Consider the following 16,345-nt stretch of genomic DNA (forward strand, 5'->3'; position numbering starts at 1 on the left):
GCGATCAGACGCCGAGCGACTTCAGTTTCCTGTGCAAGGCCGAACGTTCCATACCAATGAATTCGGCGGTGCGCGAGATATTGCCGCCGAAACGGTTGATCTGGGCCAACAGATATTCCTTTTCGAACATTTCCCGCGCCTCGCGCAGCGGCAGCGCCATGATGTGCTGGTCCGACTGGTTGGGCGCGCGCGGCATGACATCGCCGATCTCGGAAGGCAGAAGGTCGGCGCTGATCGGCGCCTCGACATCGTCGCCGCGCACCAGGATCATCAGCCGCTCGATGTTGTTGCGCAGCTGCCGCACATTGCCCGGCCAGTTGTGCGCCTGCAGCACCGCCAGCGCGTCGTCGCCGATGCGCCTTGGCTTGATGCCGACCTGGCGCGCCACTTGGCGCATGAAATGGTCGACCAGGAAGGGGATGTCCTCGCGCCGTTCTGCAAGCCCCGGCACCATCACCGGCACCACGGCCAGGCGATGATACAGGTCTTCGCGGAAGCGGCCTTCGGCGATCATCGCCTCCAGATTTTGCGCCGTCGACGAGATGATGCGCACGTCGACCTTGACCCGTTTGGTTCCGCCTACCCGCTCGAATTGCTGGTCGACCAGCACGCGCAGGATTTTCGACTGCGTCTCGCGCGGCATGTCGGCCACTTCGTCGAGATAGAGGATGCCGCGATGCGCTTCCTCCAGCGCACCGACCTTGCGTTCGCCGCCGTTCGATTCGGTGCCGAACAGCTCGATCTCCATGCGTTCGGGCGTGATCGTGGCGGAGTTCACCGACACGAACGGGCCGCCCTTGCGCGACGAATGGGCGTGGATGGCGCGTGCGGCGAGTTCCTTGCCCGATCCCGACGGGCCGATGATCATGACGCGGCTGTTGGTCGGGGCGACGCGCTCGATCGTCTGGCGCAACTGGTTCATCGCCGTTGACATGCCGATCAGGTCAAAACTCTCGCCGCTGCGCAGCTTGAGGTCGGAGACCTCGCGCTTCAGTTTCGAGGTTTCCAGCGCCCGTTCGGCGATCAGGATCAGCCGGTCCGCCTTGAACGGCTTTTCGATGAAATCGTATGCGCCGCGGCGGATCGCCGAAACCGCCGTCTCGATGGTGCCGTGGCCCGAAATCATGACGACCGGAAGCCCGGGATGCATGATCTTGATCTGGTCGAGCAGCGCCAGGCCGTCGAGCCGCGACCCCTGCAGCCAGATGTCGAGGAACACCAGCCTCGGCACCCGGTCCGCGATCGCCGCCAATGCGCTGTCGCTGTCGAATGCGGTGCGTGTTTCGTGGCCCTCGTCGCTCAGTATGCCTGCGACCAGTTCGCGGATGTCTTCTTCGTCGTCAACGATGAGAATGTCAGAAGCCATTACCGACCTTTTCAGTTTCTTTTCCGGTTGACGGCGGCGTCTCAGTGCGTGCCTGGGCCGTTGCCGCCGGGAGTACGATCGATATCATCGCCCCTCGCCCACCGTGGAAATCCGCGGGAGCATCGTGCAGTTCCAATCTGCCGCCGTGGTCTTCGACGATCTTCTTGACGATAGCGAGGCCAAGTCCCGTGCCCTTCTCGCGCGTCGTCATGTAGGGCTCGAGCAGCCGCTGCCGGTTTTCGCGCGGCAATCCCTTGCCACTGTCGATAACGTCGACGCGGATCATGCTGCCTTCCCGGCCGGCGCGCACACGGATGACGCCCGGCTGGGCGTTGTCGCGCTCGGCGCCCTCGATCGCCTCCGCGGCGTTCTTGATGATGTTGCCGAAGGCCTGCGCCATCAGCCGGCTGTCGAACGTGCCCATCAGCGGCTCGCTGCCGAAGGCTCGCTCGAAACTGATGTCGGACCGGCTGACCTCCACGAGGAACGATGCTTCGCGCAGCGGTTCGCGCAGGTCGAGTGTTTGCATGTCGGGTTTGGGCATGCGCGCGAAAGCGGAGAACTCGTCGACCATGCGGCCGATGTCCTCGACCTGGCGAATGATCGTGTCGGTGCACTGGTCGAAGACTTCGCGGTCTTCGGTGATTACCTTGCCGTAGCGGCGGCGGATGCGTTCGGCCGAAAGCTGGATCGGCGTCAGCGGGTTCTTGATCTCGTGGGCGATTCGGCGCGCCACGTCGGCCCACGCGGACGTGCGCTGCGCCTGTACGAGGTCGGTGATGTCGTCGATGGTGACCACATAGGACTGATCGTCCGTCTCGGTTTCTTCCTCGACCGTGACCAGCACGTTGAAGGTGCGCTCGGCGCCTGCCCGGTAGAATGTTACCTGTTCGCGATACACCGGGCGCCCTGACTTGCGGCCGATCTCCAGCACGCGGCCGACGTGCGGCAGGATGATCGACAGGTTCTGGCCGACCGCTTTTTCGGAAATCGCCAGCATCGTCTGCGCCGATCGGTTCACGATGGTGATGTTGCCGTGGGAATCGACGCCGATGACGCCTGCGGTGACGCCCGCCAGGACCGCCTCGGAAAATCGCCGGCGATCGTCGATCAGATCCTTGGCGTTGAGCAGTTCGTTGCGTTGCGATTTCAGCTCCAGGATCATCTTGTTGAAGGTATCGGCGAGCGAGCCGACATCTCCGTCGGAGATCCTGACCGGAACCGACACATCGAGATTTCCGGTGGAGACTTCGTCGGCAGCGCCGATCAACTGGCGGATCGGCCTCACCAGCCTGTCGGCGACCGCAATGCCCGTCCAGATCGCGGCCAGCACCACGATCAGCGTCAAGCCGAGATAGAGCAGCGCGAAGGCGATCTGCGTCGTCGGTCGCGAAGCCTCGAGCCCACGGTATTCGGCCGCATTGGAGCGCACGATCTGGCGCGCTTTGATCACTTCCGGGTCGACCAGGCGGATGGTGTAGAGATAGGCGTCGGGAATATCGCGCAGCTTGACGATGGCGCCGACGATGTTGCGGCTGCGCGGTTCGATCAGCACCGGCTGCGCTTCCGTCGCCGACTGGATCCACTCGTCGGGGATTTCCGGGATCGGAAAATCAGCCTTGGTGTCGGCTGCCGCGACCATCGAACCGTCGGCGCGCACGAGGGCGGCATGCGCCAGGCCGCGGCCGATGGCCTGCCTGGTCATCAGCTCGCGAAATCCCGTCCGGTCCAGATTGTAGAGCGCCTGCGCCTGGTCCAGCGTGAACGCCATCGAAAGCGTCGTGTTCTGCAGGGTGCGGCCGTTCTCCTGCACATAGGCGTCGGCGATCGACAGCGACTGGCTGATGATTGTCTTGGTCCGGATCTCGAACCAGCGGTCAAGGCCGATGTCGAGAGTGATCGAGGCGACCACGGCAACCAGGATGGCGGGGATCGCCGCGACCAGCGAGAACATGGCGACGATGCGCACATGCAGCCGCGATGCCGCCTTGCCGCGCCGCCTGGCCATCAGGATGCGATGCGCCTCGCGGGCAATGAGCGTGATCAGCAGGAGCACGAACACCGCGTTGATGGCGATGACCGCCAGCGTCGTCCTTTCCGTGGGCGCGATGTAGGGCTCAAGACCGCCGAGCAGGATGACGAACGAGATCGCAGCCGTCAGCATGGCGCCGACCACGGCGATGACGCCGGGCAATGCCAGGAGACGGCGCGTTTCGGAAGTCGATTTCGGAAACAGCGGCCGTGCCGCTGCCTGGATGTCAGTCGTCATTCTTGCTTCTGAAAGCCAGTGATTCCGTTGCATCTATGCAACGCATTGTGGCGATTATGCAACAAAACTATGCTGGCGGAACAATTTTGACATTTTCATATACCCGACGTCGCGGGCATCGCGCGATGAAAAATCAAGAAATTGATTAGAATCACACACTTGCCAGCGTTACTTCGATCCCGACATTCGCCTGAACGGCGTGCTTTCGGCAGGGATACCGATGTTGGAACCGGGTCACCGTGAGAAGTCTTTAGCGCGATCAGCCCTGTTTGGAGCCCCGGTAGACGTTGACGCCGAGCTCCCGGATCTTCTTGCGCAGCGTGTTGCGGTTGACGCCGAGCAGGTCCGCCGCCTTGATCTGGTTGCCGCGCGTGCCGGTCATGGCCGCGAGAATCAGCGGATACTCCACCTCGGCCAGGATGCGCTGATAGAGGCCCGGCGGCGGCAGATCGCCCTTGAACTGGGCGAAATAGCGCTGGAGATAGTGCTCCACCGCCTGCCCGATCGACAGATCGTCAGGCAGTACGCCACCTCCCGAAGGGGGCGGCGCTTCGCCGGTGCGCAATTCGGCGTCGATGATCTCGGCCGAAATCTCGTCCTGTGGATAAAGTGCCGCCAGCCGGCGGACAAGGTTTTCCAGCTCGCGCACATTGCCCGGCCAGGCATAGCGCTTCATCAGCTCTACGCCGCCGCTGGAGATACGCTTGATCTGCAGGCCTTCCTTCTCCACCTGCTTGAAGAAATGGCGCACGAGGTCGGGAATGTCTTCGGCCCGTTCGCGCAGCGGCGGCAGGCGGAGCGGCACCACGTTCAGCCGGTAGAACAGGTCCTCGCGGAAAAGCCCCTGGTTGATCAGCGTGCGCAGATCCTTGTTGGTGGCTGCGACGATGCGCACGTCGGTCTTGATCGGCGTGCGGCCGCCAACGGTGGTGTATTCGCCCTGCTGCAGCACGCGCAGCAGCCTGGTCTGCGCCTCCATCGGCATGTCGCCGATCTCGTCAAGGAACAGCGTGCCGCCCTCGGCCTGCTCGAAGCGACCCGTCGAGCGGTTCTGCGCGCCGGTGAAAGCCCCCTTCTCGTGGCCGAACAGCTCCGACTCGATCAGGTCTCGTGGGATCGCCGCCATGTTGATCGCCACGAATGGTCCGTTGCGGCGGCGGCCATATTCATGCAGCGCGCGCGCCACCAGTTCCTTGCCGGTGCCGGATTCGCCCGAAATCATCACCGTCAGGTCTGTCTGCATCATGCGGGCGAGCATCCGGTAGATGTCCTGCATGGCGCCGGAACGGCCAACCAGCGGCATCGTTTCGGGCTGATCGTCGCCGCGCGGTTCGGGCGACAGCCGCTTTGGCTCCGAAAGCGCCCGGTTGACGATGGTCAGAAGCTCGGTGAGATCGAAAGGCTTCGGCAGATATTCGTAGGCGCCGGTTTCCGACGCCCGGATCGCCGTCATGAAGGTGTTCTGCGCACTCATCACGATGACCGGCAACTCCGGCCGCGCCTTCTTGATGCGCGGCAGCATGTCGAAGGCGTTTTCGTCGGGCATCACCACGTCCGTGATGACGAGATCGCCCTCGCCCGCCGCCACCCAGCGCCACAGCGTGGCCGCGTTCGAGGTGACGCGCACCTCGTGCCCCGAGCGCGATAGCGCCTGGTTCAGCACGGTGCGGATCGCCGCATCGTCGTCAGCGACCAGAATGTTTCCACGTACACTCATCGGCCAGACCTTGCATCGCTGTCGCCGGCGACCGGCGTTTCTTTCCATGCCGGCAGCAATATGCGGAACAGGGTGCCGCGCGGCGTCGAATCGCATTCGATGACGCCGCCATGCTCGCCGACGATTTTCGCCACCAGCGCCAGCCCGAGCCCGGAGCCGTTCGGCTTGGTGGTGATGAAGGGGTCGAACAGGATCGGCAGGATGTCTTCCGGTACGCCTGGCCCGTTGTCGCGCACCGAAAACTCCAGCGGCAGCGAGACACGGTCCTGCGTGCCCGGCACCGAAACGCGAATGCCCGGCCGAAACGCGGTCGACAGGGTGATCTCGCCTTGCGGATCGCTTCCGATCGCTTCTGCGGCGTTCTTGACTAGGTTCAGGAACACCTGGATCAGTTGGTCGCGGTTGGCATAAACCGGAGGCAATGATGGATCATAATCCTCTATGATCTTGATTCCTCTGGCGAAACCGTTTCTGGCAATGGCCTTCACATGATCGAGCACGATATGGATGTTGACGGGATAGCGGTCGATCGGCCGCTCGTCCGAAAACACCTCCATCCGGTCGACCAGCGAGACGATGCGGTCGGTTTCGTCGGTGATCAGGCGTGTCAGCGCCCGGTCTTCGTCCGACACCGCGGTTTCCAGAAGCTGGGCAGCGCCGCGAATTCCCGACAGCGGGTTCTTGATCTCGTGCGCCAGCATGGCGGCCAGGCCGGTCACCGAGCGCGCCGCCCCGCGATGCGTCATCTGGCGGTCTATCTTGTCGGCCATCGAGCGTTCCTGGAACATCACCACCACCGAACCCGGCAGTTCCGGCACCGGCGCGACATAGATGTCGACGATCTTTTCGACGCCGAGCCGCGGCGAGGAAATATCGACGCGGTATTCGTTCACCGGCGCGCGGCGCTCCCGCACCTGCTCAACCAGCGTCAGCAGCGGGCTGCCGAACGGCACGAACTTGCTCAGCGTATGGCGGCCGAGCATGGTGGCGCTGGCGCGGAAGAAATCTTCCGCGTCGGCATTCGCAAAAGTGATGAACCCCTCGGCGCTGATCATGATCACCGGATGGCGGATCGTGTTGAGCACGATCTGCGCGGCGTCGGCCGGCGCCGGCGTTGCTGCCTGCGTCACATTCATGCGACGTCCTTCAGTAGCTGGAGGTTGCCGGCTTGCGCGACGAACGCTTCGCGCAGCTCGGCAATCACGCTTTGCGGCTGGAGACCGGTCATGATCGCCTTGCGCTGTTCCGCCGAAACCGAGGCGGCGTGGCGGTCGAGATACCAGCCGAGGTGTTTTCGGGCCTGCCGCAGGCCGCTTTCGACGCCGTAGAGCGACAGCATCGCCTCGTAGTGGGCGATCACATAATCCGCCAGTTCTTCACCGCCTGCGGGAATGCCCTGCGCTGCCGCCGCACCTGCAGCCTCGGCGATTTCGGCAGACGTCCACGGCGCGCCGTAATTGCCGCGGCCGACCATCACCGCGTCGGCGCCGGATTGTTCCAGCACCAGCGCAGCATCGGCCGCCGAGGTCACATCGCCATTGGCGACGACGGGAATGGATACCGCCTGCTTCACCCGTGCGATCGCCCGCCAGTCGGCCTTGCCCTGGTAGAACTGGCAACGCGTGCGGCCATGTACCGTCACCATCCGCACGCCGGCCTGCTCTGCGCGGCGCGCCAGAAGCGGCGCGTTGAGCGCGCCCTCGTCCCAGCCGAGCCGCATTTTCACCGTCACCGGCACTTTGACCGCACCGATTACCGCTTCGATCAGCGACAGCGCGTGGTCGGGCTCGCGCATCAGCGCCGAACCGGCATAACCGCCGGTCACCTTCTTGGCGGGGCAGCCCATGTTGATGTCGATGATGTCGGCGCCCTCGCCTGCCGCGATACGTGCGGCTTCCGCCATGTGACCCGCCTCGCGCCCGGCAAGCTGCACCATGTGGACGGGAATGTCCGGTCGCCGGATTCGCCGTTCCGATTCCTGCCGGCCCCTTGCTAGCTCTCCGCTCGCCACCATTTCCGAAACCACCAGCCCGGCGCCGTGCCCGTGCGCGCGCATGCGGAACGCCTCGTCGGTGATGCCCGACATCGGCGCAAGAAACACGCGGTTGCGGATTTCGACCGCGCCTATGGCAAGCGGTTGGCCGAGTTGGGAAAGAGAAGTCATGCACAAAAACCGGGCACTTTGGTCCACTGCTCATTGCCTAGACAGTTTTGCACGTTTGTGCAACTGCGAAGGCACTCAAACTTTCGTCACACTGCTTGGGCTGGCCTTGCTTTGCACTAGCCTTTGTAACAGCCCGCCGCTATGCGTCTCGACATGGGTGAAAAGACAACAGAATCCGGGCTTCCTGAGGGCAAGGTGGCGGTCGTCATCGTCGCGGCGGGCCGCGGCGAGCGCGCCGGCCAGTCTGCCGAAGGTCCGAAGCAATACCGCCGGATCGGCGGCCGCGCTGTCATCCACCGCACCATCGAGGCCTTTGCCAGCCATCCCGCGATCGGCAGCATCGTGGTGGCGATCCATCCCGACGATGGCGAGCTTCTTTCAGCAAGCGGAAAATACAGCCGTGCGTTCATCGTCGTGCCGGGCGGGCCGACGCGCCAGGAATCGACCCGGTTGGCGCTGAGCGCGCTCGCCGACGAGAAACCCGGCATCGTGCTGATCCATGACGGGGTACGCCCTTTTGTCGATGCCGCGTTGATCGACAGGGTCGTCGCGTCGGTCGATGCGGGCCATGGCGCCCTGCCCGCCCTGCCGGTGTCCGACACGCTGAAGCGGGCCGCAGCCGACACCACTATCCTTGAAACGGTTCCCCGCGCCCACCTTCATGCCGCGCAGACGCCGCAAGGCTTTCCGTTCGGCCTGATCCTTTCCGCGCACGACGCCGCCCACGCCGCCGGGCGCGACGATTTCACCGACGACGCGGCGATCGCCGAATGGGCCGGCCTTCCGGTTAAGGTTGTTCTCGGCTCTCCCGACAACGTCAAACTGACCTGGGCAAGGGATATCGCAATGGCCAACGAACGGCTTTCCGGCGGGCCGGCGGCATTTCCGGATGTGCGCACCGGCAATGGCTACGACGTGCATTCCTTCGAGCCCGGTGACCATGTGACGCTTTGCGGCGTCGCCATTCCCCACACGAAGAAGCTCAACGGCCATTCCGATGCCGATGTCGGCCTGCATGCGCTGACCGACGCGCTTCTGGCCACCTGCGGCGCCGGCGACATCGGCACGCATTTCCCGCCCTCCGATCCGCAGTGGAAGGGGGTCGCGTCGCATATCTTCGTGGAACATGCAGCCTCCATCGTGCGTTCGAAAGGCGGCCGCATCGCCAATGCCGATATCACGCTCATCTGCGAGGCGCCGCGCGTCGGCCCACATCGCGAAGCCATGACTGAGGCCCTATCGAACATGCTTGGAATTGCCCGGGAGCGAATCTCGATCAAGGCAACCACCAACGAAAAGCTCGGTTTCGTCGGCCGTGAGGAAGGCATAGCGGCCATCGCGACGGCCAGTGTCATCTACCCCGGAGAGGTCCCTGAATGAGCGAGCTTGGAGAACTTGCCGACCGCTTCCTCAAGGCCTGCGCTGCCCGCAAGATTCTTTCAGCCACCGCCGAATCATGCACCGGCGGCATGATTATTTCGGTCCTGACCGACATTCCCGGCTCGTCTTCGATGGTCGACCGCGGCTTCGTCACCTATTCGAACGACGCCAAGATCGAGATGCTCGGCGTCTCTCCGGTGACGCTGGATGCCCATGGGGCGGTGTCGCGTGACACCGCGCTCGAAATGGCCGCCGGCGCGCTCGCCCGCTCGCATGCCGGCATCGCGCTCGCCGTGACGGGCATTGCAGGACCGGATGGCGGCTCGGCGGAAAAGCCGGTCGGCCTCGTCTGGTTCGGCCTTGCCGTGACCGGGCAGCCGCCCATCGCCGAGCGGCATCAGTTCGAAAACAAGGGCCGCGACTTCATCCGCCGCCAAACGGTAAGGACGGCGCTGGAGATGGGGATCGCTGCGCTTTCAGGCTAATGCATGTCGCCCGAAAGTGTCCTCGGTTTCGGGATAAACGACATGCACGAACAAGGAGTTACAGCGCGGCCGCCGAATACCATTCGGCGCTACGCGCTGTAGCGGGTCATGCCGCTCGCGAGACAGGTCTTGCGCGCTCGATCCTTTGACGCCGCTCCGGCGAGTGCAGCGCCTTCCAGATGTCGTTGCGGCGCTGGACGTTAAGCCAGAAGTCCGAGCTATTGCCGAAAACACGCGCTAGCATCAACGCGGTGTCCGCAGTGACCGCACGCCGATTGGTGCAAAGTTCGTTCACATGCTTGCGGGGCACACCCATGGCTTCAGCCAGTTGGCCTTGAGTAATATTCAGCGGCTCGAGAAACTCCTGCTTGAGCATCTCGCCGACGCTGACCGGTTCTCGCTCGCTCATCAACATTTGCCTTACCTCATCGATAGGAGTGGTTGTCGAGATAGACGTCCTTGGCCACGCCGCGGGCGGAATCCCATTCGAACACCAATCGCCATTGCTGATTGACCCTAATGGAATGCCAACCAGACAAATGTCCGACAAGCTTCTCGAAATGGTTGCTGGGTGGGCTGCGCAAATCCAGATCGCTTACTGCATCGTCGATCAGCTGCAATTTGCGAAACAGACGTGCTTCGATGTCGGACGGCACCCGTTTGCTATGTCTATCATTGACGAAGAACTCTCGAAGCCAGCTGTCACGAAAGTTCTCGATCATGCTGTAGTGTACCGCCCAATGGGCCACACCGCAAGTATGCGCTAACCTGCCCGCCCATACACCGCGTCCGCCCGCTTCTCGAAGGCGTTGGTGAACATGCGGAACGCCCGGTCGAACATCGCGCCCATCATGGCGCCGAGGATGCGGCTCTTGAATTCGTAGTCGATGAAGAAATGGATGTCGGTGCCGCCGTTCGCTGCCGCATCGAAGCGCCAGATGTTGCTGAGATAGCGGAACGGGCCGTCGAGATATTTGACGTCGATGGCGTTCTCGTCGGGCTTCAGATGGACCTGGCTGGTGAAGGTCTCGCGGATCGCCTTGTAGCCCACCGTCATGTCGGCGACGAGCACGGTGCGGCCGTCGCGCTCCTTGCGCGATCGCACCGACAGCGCTTCGCACAGTGGCAAGAATTCCGGATACCTCTCGACGTCGGCGACCAGCGCAAACATCTCTTCAGGCGGGTGGCTGACGTGTTTAATGGTCTCGAACTGCGGCATGATCAGTCCGTATCACGCCTTTCGAGAAGAGCAAGCAGGGTGCCGGCACCGCTGCGCGAATCGAGAATGAAAACCGGCACATCCGGGCCGTGCCTGGCCAGCGCGTCGCGGATTTTCGATCCGCGCGCAGCTTCCAGCCGGGCTGCGCCAGGGTCGACTTGCCGCTGCCCGCGCAGCCGACGACCAGAACGCGGCGGGCATCTCTCAGGCATTCGGCGCCCTCCGCCAGTTCGTTCAGGCGGAGAGCGAAAGCTTCTTCTCCCGCGCGGCGCGCAACTTGGCGAAATCGTCGCCGGCATGGTGGGACGAGCGCGTCAACGGGCTGGATGCGACAAGCAGGAAACCCTTGGTCTTGCCAATCGTCGCATAGGACTGGAACTCTTCCGGCGTGACGAACTTCTTCACCGGATGGTGCTTCTTCGTCGGCTGCAGATACTGGCCGATAGTCATGAAGTCGACATTGGCCGACCGCAAATCGTCCATCAGTTGCAGCACTTCGTTACGCTCTTCGCCGAGCCCTACCATGATGCCCGACTTGGTGAAGATCGACGGGTCGAGCTCCTTGACCCGCTGCAACAGCCGGATCGAATGGAAGTAGCGGGCGCCGGGGCGAACCGTCAGGTAGTTCGACGGCACCGTCTCCAGATTGTGGTTGAAAACGTCGGGCCTGGCGGCCACCACGATCTCCAGCGCGCCTTCCTTGCGCAGGAAGTCCGGCGTCAGGATCTCGATGGTCGTGTTGGGCGTCGCGGCGCGAATGGCGTGGATCACGTCGGCGAAATGCTGCGCGCCGCCATCGGCCAGATCGTCGCGGTCGACCGAGGTGATGACGACATGCGTCAGCCCCATCTGCTTCACCGCATGGGCGACGCGGGCGGGCTCATCGGCATCGAGCGCGGTGGGAATGCCGGTTGCGACATTGCAGAAAGCACAGGCGCGCGTGCAGATCTCGCCCATGATCATGAAGGTGGCGTGCTTCTTTTCCCAGCACTCGCCGATGTTCGGGCAGCCGGCTTCCTCGCACACCGTCACCAGCTTGTGCGACTTCACGATCTCGCGCGTCTCGGCATAACCCTTGGAGACCGGCGCCTTGACGCGGATCCAGTCGGGCTTGCGCAGCACTTTCTGGTCAGGCCGGTGAGCCTTCTCCGGATGCCTGGCGCGGGGCGGATTTGAAACCGTATCGAGCAAGGTTACCATTTTTGTCTCAATTCACTCCGCTCGCCTTGGCGCGCCCGAAAATCCACAGGATGACGATGGCGCCGATCGCGGCAACGAGCAGGTTGCCGAGAAAGCCCTGGTAGTTGAAATCCAGCAAGCCCGCCAGGGTGCCGCCGACGAACGAGCCGGCGATCCCGACCAGGATGTTGGTGAACAGGCCATGGTCGCGGTTCATTGCCTTCTCGGCGATGTAACCGGCCAGGAAACCGATCAGCAGCATGCCGAAGAAGCCTACCCCAGGCATGCCCATGATGCCGACGCTCTGTTCCATCGTCCGTCTCCTCGCTCAGTCTTCCCGCATATAAGTCAGAACCGGCTTGCAAAACAGTCCCGCCGGCGCGCGTCAATCATGCGTTGAGCGCACGGCCATAGGCGTCGAGCACGCTCTCCTTCATCGTCTCCGACAGGGTCGGATGCGGGAAGATGGTGTGCATCAGCTCTTCCTCGGTGGTTTCGAGGTTCATCGCCACGACAAAACCCTGGATCAGTTCGGTCACCTCGGCGCCGACCAGATGCGCACCCAGAAGCTCGCCAGTCTTCTTGTCGAAGATCGTCTTCGCCATGCCCTGGTCCTCGCCGAGCGCGATTGCCTTGCCGTTGGCGACGAACGGAAAACGCCCGACGCGGATATCGCGCCCTTCGGCCTTCGCCTTGGCTTCGGTGAGGCCGACCGAGGCGACCTGCGGGTTGCAGTAGGTGCAGCCGGGGATTTTCAGCTTGTCCATCGGATGCACGTTGGGCAGACCGGCGATCTTCTCCACGCAGATCACCGCCTCGTGCTCGGCCTTGTGCGCCAGCATGGGCGGCCCGGCGACGTCGCCGATGGCATAGATGCCCGGCACATTGGTCTTGCCGTAACCGTCGATGACGATGGTGCCGCGGTCGGTCTTCACGCCGAGCGCCTCCAGCCCGAGATTTTCGACATTGCCCTGCACGCCGACGGCCGAGATGAGCCGGTCGGCAGTGATCTTCTCCACTTTGCCGTCCTTCATCTCGACATGCGCGGTGACCGAGTTCGCCGCCTTCTCGACCTTGGTCACCTTGGCGTCGAGGATGATCTTCATCCCCTGCTTCTCGAACTGTTTCTTGGCGAAGGCCGAGATTTCGGCGTCCTCCACCGGCATCACCTGCGGCAGGAGCTCAACCACGGTCACGTCGACGCCCATTGTGCGGTAGAACGAGGCAAACTCGATGCCGATGGCGCCGGAGCCCATCACCAGCAGCGACTTCGGCATTTCCGGCGGCACCATCGCCTCGAAATAGGTCCAGATCAGCTTGCCGTCCGGTTCGATGCCGGGCAGCGCACGCGGCCTGGCGCCGGTGGCAAGGATGATGTGCTTGGCCGTATAGGTGCCCTCGCCCTTGGTGTTTTTGGGCAGCGGCGCCTGCGGCTGCATCGGCGGCTTCGACGACTTGCCGACGACGATCTCGCCCGGCTTGTCACTAGAGGCTGCCTTGGTCAGCTTCGCCTCGCCCCATATCACGTCGACCTTGTTCTTCTTCATCAGGAAGCCGACGCCGCCGTTCATGCGCTCGGCAATGCCGCGCGAGCGCTGGACAACCGCCCTCAGGTCGGCCTCGATCTTGCCGTCGACTTTCAGCCCGTAATTCTTGGCGTGCGTGGCCAGATGCATCACCTCAGCCGAGCGCAGCAGTGCCTTGGTTGGGATGCAACCCCAGTTGGAGCAGATGCCGGCCAGATGCTCGCGTTCGACGATGGCCGTCTTCAGGCCAAGCTGTGCTGCCCGTATCGCCGCGACATAGCCGCCCGGGCCCGAGCCGATGATGATGACGTCGTAATTTTCGGCCACAGAAAATCTCCTTGAAAAATCATAGCTCCAGCATCACACGTACCAGCGGCGCCAGTGCCGCACCTATGGCGCGGGTGTTTTCAGCGTCAAGATGCACGCCGTCGACCGGCGTCGTCTCGGCCACCGACCCGGCATCGAAGAAACCGCAGCCCGCCTCGTCGGCAAGCTCGCTGTAGAGCCCGGCAAGGTGGCGCGACGCCGCGTCGCCGCCGGCGAACATGCCGGCAAACTCGGCGTTCTCGGTGCGACTGACGGCCGGCGGCGACACCAGAAGCACCTGCGGAGCTTCGGCCTCCAGCGGATAGGCATGGCCGCGCACGATGTTGACCAGCCGCGCCATGCCCTGCTTGGCCGCAAGCGGATTGCCGTGGATCCACGGCTTCATGTCGTTGGAGCCGAGCAGGATGATGACGAGGTCGAGCGGCGAATGGGTGCCGAGCAGGGTCGGCAGGGTGCGCACTCCGTTGCGGTCCTCCCCGGCCAGATTGTCGTCGAAGGCGGTGGTGCGGCCGTTCAGCCCTTCGGCGATCACCTGCACGCCCGTACCGAGGGCTGCCTGCAGCACGCTCGGCCAGCGGTCCGCCAGCGCGTGCCGGCCAGGGCCGACCGCGTCGTAGCCCCAGGTCAGCGAATCGCCATAGCAGAGAACGGTTTTCATGCTGCTGCGCCCATGTGTTCCCCTCCCCCTTGCGGGGCGGGGTTACGGTTGTGGGTGGTTTCGCCAGGCGCCATCCCTAGGCCTTGCGCAGTCCAAGTGCCAGAAGCAGGAAAAGCACGCCGTTCGACAGCAGTTCCACAGCTAGCAGGATGCCGAGCACCGATGTCGCCGAATAAGGGAAATCGCTGAGGATCATGACGCCCAGCGCCAGCGAAACGATGCCGGAGACCAACACCCAGCCCCATCCCGAGATCGGTCGCAGCGAAAAGGAATAGAGGATTTTCACCACGCCGATGACCAGGAAGAGCACGGCCACGAGCAGGGTCAGCGAGACCATGCCGGCAAGCGGGTTGAAAACCAGCGACAGACCGACGACGAGCGTGAGGACGCCGAACAGGAGCGCCCACAGGAAACCCGGCCAGCCCGTCACCCGGAACGATTGGATGACCTGGATCGCGCCGAGCGCGGCAAACACCCAACCGGCCATGACCGTGGCCGCAATCGTGGCGGCGAGCGGATTAAGCAGCGCCAGAATACCGCCGATCAGCGAGATGACGGCGAGGACCGCCATCCACACCCAGGACGTCCGCAACTGTTCGCCATGTGCCGAGGCTGTCATCGCCGTGGTCTCCCTTTGGTGAGAAAACGTCTTACACCAGCATTCCCATTGGGTTCTCGATGTGGCGCTTGAAGGCGCCCAGAAGCTCCGCGCCGAGCGCGCCGTCGACGGCGCGGTGATCGGTCGACAGCGTCACCGACATGATGTTGGCTATCGTGATCTCGCCCTTCTTCACGACCGCCCGCTCCTCGCCGGCGCCAACCGCCAGGATCGTTGCGTGCGGCGGGTTGATGACGGCCGAGAAATCCTTGATGCCGAACATGCCGAGGTTGGAAACCGCGGTTGTGCCGCCCTGATATTCCTCGGGCTTGAGTTTGCGGTTGCGGGCGCGCGCGGCAAGGTCCTTCATCTCGTTGGAGATCACCGACAGCGTCTTTTCCTCGGCCTTGCGGATGATCGGCGTGATCAGCCCGCCGGGGATCGACACGGCGACGCCGACGTCGGAATGCTTGTGCTGCACCATGTTGCTGTCGGTCCACGACGCGTTGGCGGCCGGCACGTCGCGCAGCGCCAGCGCCATCGCCTTGATGATCAGGTCGTTGACCGAGAGTTTGTAGGCAGGCGCCTCGCCCTTGTCGGTCTTCTTCACGGGGGCTGCAGCATTCAGTTCGGCGCGCAGCTTCAGCAGTGCGTCGAGTTCGCAATCGAGCGTCAGGTAAAAATGCGGAATCGTCGATTTGGCCTCGACCAGTCGGCGGGCGATCGTCTTCCTCATATTGTCGTGCGGGATGAGTTCGTAGGAGCCCTGTTCGAACAGCTTCAGCACCTGCTCGTCCGACATCGACTTTGCGGCGGGGGCTGCGGCAGGTGCCGCGCCAGCAGCCGGGGCCGCCTTCGCTGCCGGAGCCGCCTTGGCGCCGCCGCCGGCGATCGCCGCCTCGACATCAGCCTTCACCACGCGGCCATGCGGGCCGGAGCCGGTCACCGCCGCCACATCGACGCCGGCATCCCTGGCGATGCGCCGCGCCAGCGGTGAAGCAAATGTGCGGTCGCCGCCGTTACCCTCCCCCTTGTGGGGAGTGTCGGCGCGCAGCGCCGGGGTGGAGGCGCCTTCTTCAGACGCGGCGCCGTTACCGGAAGTCTTCGGCGCCTCCGCCTTGGCAGGCTCGGCTTTCGGTGCCTCCGCCTTCGGTGCCTCGGCCTTTGCCGGCGCCGCATCGCCACCGCTCTTCGCTGCCGCACTCGCGTCTTCGCCTTCCCCGGCGAGGATGGCGATCAGCGCGTTGACCTTGACGCCCTCGGTGCCTGCCGGCACGACCAGCTTTGCGACCGTGCCTTCATCGACGGCTTCGACTTCCATCGTCGCCTTGTCGGTCTCGATCTCGGCGATCACGTCGCCTGGCGCGACCTTGTCGCCTTCCTTGACCAGCCACTTGGCGAGGTTGCCCTCCTCCATCGTGGGCGAGAGGGCCGGCATGGTGATGTTGATGGGCATA

The 16,345-nt window shown here is 63.7% G+C and carries 17 protein-coding genes; 2 read left to right on the forward strand and 15 right to left on the reverse strand.

Annotated elements, in window-relative coordinates; all coding sequences use genetic code 11:
- Positions 1 to 4: 4 nt before the first annotated feature.
- The 5 genes from ntrX to dusB all read right to left on the reverse strand — a co-directional run bounded on the left by ntrX (position 5) and on the right by dusB (position 7,516).
- Positions 5 to 1,366 (reverse strand): nitrogen assimilation response regulator NtrX, encoded by a 1,362-nt coding sequence (gene ntrX / locus F3H98_RS17610; RefSeq protein WP_149761475.1) that lies wholly within the window; start codon positions 1,364 to 1,366, stop codon positions 5 to 7.
- Entirely contained in the window at positions 1,356 to 3,635 is a 2,280-nt protein-coding gene (locus F3H98_RS17615; RefSeq protein WP_149761476.1) for a sensor histidine kinase NtrY-like, read from the reverse strand. Before F3H98_RS17615 ends, ntrX begins: the two co-directional genes overlap by 11 nt.
- Positions 3,636 to 3,894: 259 nt before the next feature.
- Positions 3,895 to 5,352: a nitrogen regulation protein NR(I) gene (ntrC, locus tag F3H98_RS17620; protein ID WP_149761477.1), complete on the reverse strand. Its 1,458-nt coding sequence runs from the start codon at positions 5,350 to 5,352 to the stop codon at positions 3,895 to 3,897.
- Positions 5,349 to 6,488, reverse strand: a complete 1,140-nt coding sequence (locus F3H98_RS17625; RefSeq protein WP_149761478.1) for a two-component system sensor histidine kinase NtrB — start codon at positions 6,486 to 6,488, stop codon at positions 5,349 to 5,351. Before F3H98_RS17625 ends, ntrC begins: the two co-directional genes overlap by 4 nt.
- On the reverse strand, positions 6,485 to 7,516 hold the full coding sequence (gene dusB / locus F3H98_RS17630; protein ID WP_149761479.1) for a tRNA dihydrouridine synthase DusB: 1,032 nt from the start codon (positions 7,514 to 7,516) through the stop codon (positions 6,485 to 6,487). The genes F3H98_RS17625 and dusB overlap by 4 nt, the downstream gene beginning before the upstream one ends.
- 153 nt (positions 7,517 to 7,669) lie before the next feature.
- On the opposite strand from dusB, the gene F3H98_RS17635 reads away from it, so the two are divergent.
- Positions 7,670 to 8,896 carry a bifunctional 2-C-methyl-D-erythritol 4-phosphate cytidylyltransferase/2-C-methyl-D-erythritol 2,4-cyclodiphosphate synthase gene (locus tag F3H98_RS17635; protein ID WP_244621766.1) on the forward strand — a complete coding sequence of 409 codons (1,227 nt, stop codon included), beginning with the start codon at positions 7,670 to 7,672 and terminating at the stop codon, positions 8,894 to 8,896.
- The gene (locus tag F3H98_RS17640; RefSeq protein WP_149761481.1) at positions 8,893 to 9,381 is read left to right on the forward strand and encodes a CinA family protein; all 489 of its coding nucleotides are present in this window, start codon (positions 8,893 to 8,895) and stop codon (positions 9,379 to 9,381) included. Before F3H98_RS17635 ends, F3H98_RS17640 begins: the two co-directional genes overlap by 4 nt.
- 106 nt (positions 9,382 to 9,487) lie before the next feature.
- Here F3H98_RS17640 and F3H98_RS17645 read toward each other — a convergent pair whose 3' ends face one another.
- The 10 genes from F3H98_RS17645 to F3H98_RS17690 form a co-directional block, all read right to left on the reverse strand.
- Positions 9,488 to 9,796, reverse strand: a complete 309-nt coding sequence (locus F3H98_RS17645; protein WP_149761482.1) for a HigA family addiction module antitoxin — start codon at positions 9,794 to 9,796, stop codon at positions 9,488 to 9,490.
- Positions 9,797 to 9,806: 10 nt separating this feature from the next.
- Complete coding sequence (locus F3H98_RS17650) at positions 9,807 to 10,103, reverse strand: type II toxin-antitoxin system RelE/ParE family toxin (protein ID WP_149761483.1); 297 nt, start codon at positions 10,101 to 10,103, stop codon at positions 9,807 to 9,809.
- Between the two features lie 41 nt (positions 10,104 to 10,144).
- Entirely contained in the window at positions 10,145 to 10,600 is a 456-nt protein-coding gene (locus tag F3H98_RS17655; protein ID WP_149761484.1) for a type II toxin-antitoxin system RatA family toxin, read from the reverse strand.
- Between the two features lie 2 nt (positions 10,601 to 10,602).
- The gene (locus F3H98_RS17660; protein WP_149761485.1) at positions 10,603 to 10,812 is read right to left on the reverse strand and encodes a hypothetical protein; all 210 of its coding nucleotides are present in this window, start codon (positions 10,810 to 10,812) and stop codon (positions 10,603 to 10,605) included.
- A 22-nt stretch (positions 10,813 to 10,834) separates the two neighbouring features.
- Positions 10,835 to 11,800, reverse strand: coding sequence for a lipoyl synthase (gene lipA, locus F3H98_RS17665; RefSeq protein ID WP_149761486.1), 966 nt, complete (start codon positions 11,798 to 11,800; stop codon positions 10,835 to 10,837).
- Between the two features lie 7 nt (positions 11,801 to 11,807).
- The gene (locus tag F3H98_RS17670) at positions 11,808 to 12,092 is read right to left on the reverse strand and encodes a GlsB/YeaQ/YmgE family stress response membrane protein (RefSeq protein ID WP_149761487.1); all 285 of its coding nucleotides are present in this window, start codon (positions 12,090 to 12,092) and stop codon (positions 11,808 to 11,810) included.
- 76 nt (positions 12,093 to 12,168) lie between these two features.
- Positions 12,169 to 13,632: a dihydrolipoyl dehydrogenase gene (gene lpdA, locus F3H98_RS17675; RefSeq protein ID WP_149761488.1), complete on the reverse strand. Its 1,464-nt coding sequence runs from the start codon at positions 13,630 to 13,632 to the stop codon at positions 12,169 to 12,171.
- 19 nt (positions 13,633 to 13,651) lie between these two features.
- Positions 13,652 to 14,290, reverse strand: coding sequence for an SGNH/GDSL hydrolase family protein (locus F3H98_RS17680; protein WP_149761489.1), 639 nt, complete (start codon positions 14,288 to 14,290; stop codon positions 13,652 to 13,654).
- Positions 14,291 to 14,366: 76 nt separating this feature from the next.
- Positions 14,367 to 14,909 (reverse strand): HdeD family acid-resistance protein, encoded by a 543-nt coding sequence (locus F3H98_RS17685; protein ID WP_149761490.1) that lies wholly within the window; start codon positions 14,907 to 14,909, stop codon positions 14,367 to 14,369.
- Positions 14,910 to 14,940: 31 nt separating this feature from the next.
- Complete coding sequence (locus tag F3H98_RS17690) at positions 14,941 to 16,344, reverse strand: pyruvate dehydrogenase complex dihydrolipoamide acetyltransferase (protein ID WP_149761491.1); 1,404 nt, start codon at positions 16,342 to 16,344, stop codon at positions 14,941 to 14,943.
- Between the last annotated feature and the right edge of the window lies 1 nt (position 16,345).

The organism is Neomesorhizobium albiziae (assembly GCF_900114255.1).
GTDB lineage: Bacteria > Pseudomonadota > Alphaproteobacteria > Rhizobiales > Rhizobiaceae > Neomesorhizobium > Neomesorhizobium albiziae.